This window comes from Lamprobacter modestohalophilus (genome assembly GCF_016583905.1).
GTDB classification, from domain to species: domain Bacteria; phylum Pseudomonadota; class Gammaproteobacteria; order Chromatiales; family Chromatiaceae; genus Lamprobacter; species Lamprobacter modestohalophilus.
Genome location: NZ_NRRY01000133.1, coordinates 1 through 2,836, shown reverse-complemented (window position 1 = coordinate 2,836; position 2,836 = coordinate 1). Strand labels below are relative to the sequence as shown.

At 67.8% G+C, this 2,836-nt stretch carries 2 protein-coding genes; both read right to left on the bottom strand.

Annotated features, from left to right (window positions below; genetic code table 11):
- Positions 1–1,333: potassium-transporting ATPase subunit KdpB (kdpB, locus tag CKO42_RS26270; protein ID WP_200252343.1), on the bottom strand; the 1,333-nt coding region annotated here is incomplete at its 3' end.
- Between the two features lie 18 nt (positions 1,334–1,351).
- A partial coding sequence (kdpA, locus tag CKO42_RS26265; protein WP_200252340.1) for a potassium-transporting ATPase subunit KdpA occupies positions 1,352–2,836 on the bottom strand: 1,485 nt, incomplete at its 5' end.

The window sequence follows — 2,836 nt, the reverse complement described above, 5'->3', positions numbered from 1 at the left end:
CGAGCACCCGGTCGTCCTCCGCGACCACCAACGGCGTCGCGCCGCCTCGCGCCACGCGCTCCACCAGCGCGGTGGTCTCGTCGGGATAGGCGCCACCGTTCTCGGTGACGAAGCGGCGGATGGCATCCGGCGCACCCTTGCGGATACGCCGGCCGTCGGGCTGGTCGATGCCGGAGAGGCGGGTCTTGGCGGAAAACGCCAGGACGCGCGCCTCGGGGTCGGCCGCGACCGTCGCGCCGCGATCTCGCGCCAGCGCGACGATGGATTTGCCCTCCGGCGTGGGGTCGGCCAGCGAGGCGAGCATGGCCGCATCCCGCAGCCGCTCCGGCGCGACCTTGGTCAGCGGCAGGAAGTCGCTGGCCTGGCGGTCGCCGTGGGTGATGGTGCCGGTCTTGTCCAGCAGCAGGGTGTCGATGTTGCCGGCCACCTCCACCGCCTTGCCCGACTTGGCGACCAGGTTGGCGCGCATGGCCCGATCCATGCCGGCGATGCCGATGGCCGGCAGCAGCCCGCCGATGGTGGTGGGGATCAGGCAGACCAGCAGCGCGACCAAGACCGGCACCGAGACCTCGCCACCGACGAACAGGGCAAAAGGCACCAGGGTCGCCACCACGATCAGGAACACCATGGTGAGCGCGGCCAGCAGCACCGTGAGCGCGATCTCGTTGGGCGTCTTCTGCCGCTTGGCGCTCTCCACCAGCGCGATCATGCGATCGAGCAGTGACTGGCCCGACTCCACCGTCACTTCGACCAGGATGCTGTCGGTCAGCAGCTTGGTGCCGGCGCTGACGCCGCTGTTGTCGGTACCGGCCTCGCGCAGCACCGGCGCCGATTCGCCGGTGACCGCCGACTCGTTGATGCTGGCGGCCCCTTCGACGATCTCACCGTCGGCGGGAATCAGCTCTCCCGCCAGCACCCGCACCCAGTCGCCGCGACGCAGGGCCGTGGCCGGCACCTGCTCCTCATCGTCGCCCTGGCCAGAGCCATTCCCGAACCCCTTCCCCCGCACACGCCGGGCCACGAGCTGCTCTCGAGTGGAGCGCAGGCTCTCCGCTTGTGCCCGGCCCCGCGCCTCCGCCAGGGCCTCGGCGGCATTGGCAAAGAGCAGGGTGAACAGCAGCACGAGGCTGATCGCCAGATCGAAGCCCCAGGGACGACCGGCCAGCAGCGCGTCGCCCGTCAGCCACAGGGTCACCAGGGTGCCGACCCCGACCACGAACATCACCGGATTGCGCGCCAGCCAGCGCGGGTCGAGCCGCCGCAGCGACTCAACCGCCAAGCGGGCCAGGGTCTCGGTCGTCAGAAGTTTCGATGCCTTGCGTTGTTGTTTCATGATGTGTTCTCCAAGGCATCAGTTCGCCAACGACAGGAACTCGGCGAACGGGCCGAGGGCCAGGACCGGGAAGAAGCTGAGCAGGGCGAACATCAGAATCACCCCCAGGGTCAGCACGGCGAAGGTGGGCGTCTCCACGGCCAGGCTGCCCGAGGTGGTGGGCGCGACGCGCTTGCCCGCTAGGTGGGCGGCCAACGCCAGCGGTGCCAGGATGGGAATAAACCGCCCGAGGATCAGCGCCACGGCGCAACTGATGTTCCACCAGGGCGTATCGTCGCCCAACCCCTCGAAGCCGGAACCGTTGTTAGCGAAGGCGGAGGTGTATTCGTAGAGCACCTGGCTCAGGCCATGGAACCCTGGGTTGGAGTTCTGCGCCAGGCCCGGAATCGCCACCGCCGTGGCGGTCAGTCCGAGGATCAGCAGCGGCTGAATCAGCAGCGCGATGCAGATCAGTTTGATCTCCTTGGCCTCCAGCGCGCGGCCATAGACCTCTGGTGAGCGACCTACCATCAGGCTGCCGAGAAAGACCGCGAGCAGCAGGAACAGCAGGAAGTTGATCAGCCCCACGCCGACCCCGCCGAAGGTGGCGTTGATGAACATATCCATCAGCGTCGCGGCGCCGCCCAGCGGATTGAACGAATCGTGCATGCCGTTCACCGAGCCATTGGAGGTCTGGGTGGTGAAGCTGCCCCAAAGCGCCGTGGCCGTCGCGCCGAAGCGCACCTCCTTGCCCTCCAAATTCGGACCCTCGGCCGCGAGGCCGGCAAAGGAGGCGTTGGGTTGGTTCTCCGACCAAATGTTGATGCCCGTCAGGACCACCGACATCGACAGCATCACGCCCATCACCAGGAGCGTCAGACGACGCCGGCCCGTCAGATAACCGGCCATGAACACCAAGGCCATCGGGATCAACACGATGGCGACGGTCTCGACGACATTGGACACCGGCGTCGGGTTCTCCAGCGGCACGGAGCTGTTCGGCCCATACCAGCCGCCGCCGTTGGTGCCCACCTGCTTGATCGCGACCATGGGCGCCACCGGGCCGACCGGGATACGCTGCTCGGCAAGCTCCGCGCTGGGATCGAGCGGGGTGGCGGTCTGGGCGCCTTCAAGCGTGTTGGGCACCCCCTGCCAGGCGAGCAGCAGCGCGGTGATGAAGGCTACCGGCAGCATCAGCCGGACAATGGCGCGGACCAGATCGGCATGGAAGTTACCGACGGATATCGCCCCGTCCGCAGTCGTCGGGGTCTCCTCACGCCGCGCGAAGGCCGTGCGCAGGATGGCGACAAGCGCCGCGACGCCTGCGGCCGGCGTGATCACCTGCAGACTGACGATGGCGACCAGATGGGCGAAATAGGACAGCTGCGCCTGCCCCGAGTAGTGCTGCTGGTTGGTATTGGTGATGAAGGACGCCGTGGTATGCAGCGCCAGATCCCAGCTCATGCCCGCGATGCCGTCCGGATTCAGCGGCAGCCGCCCCTGCTGCATCAAAATCACCAGCAC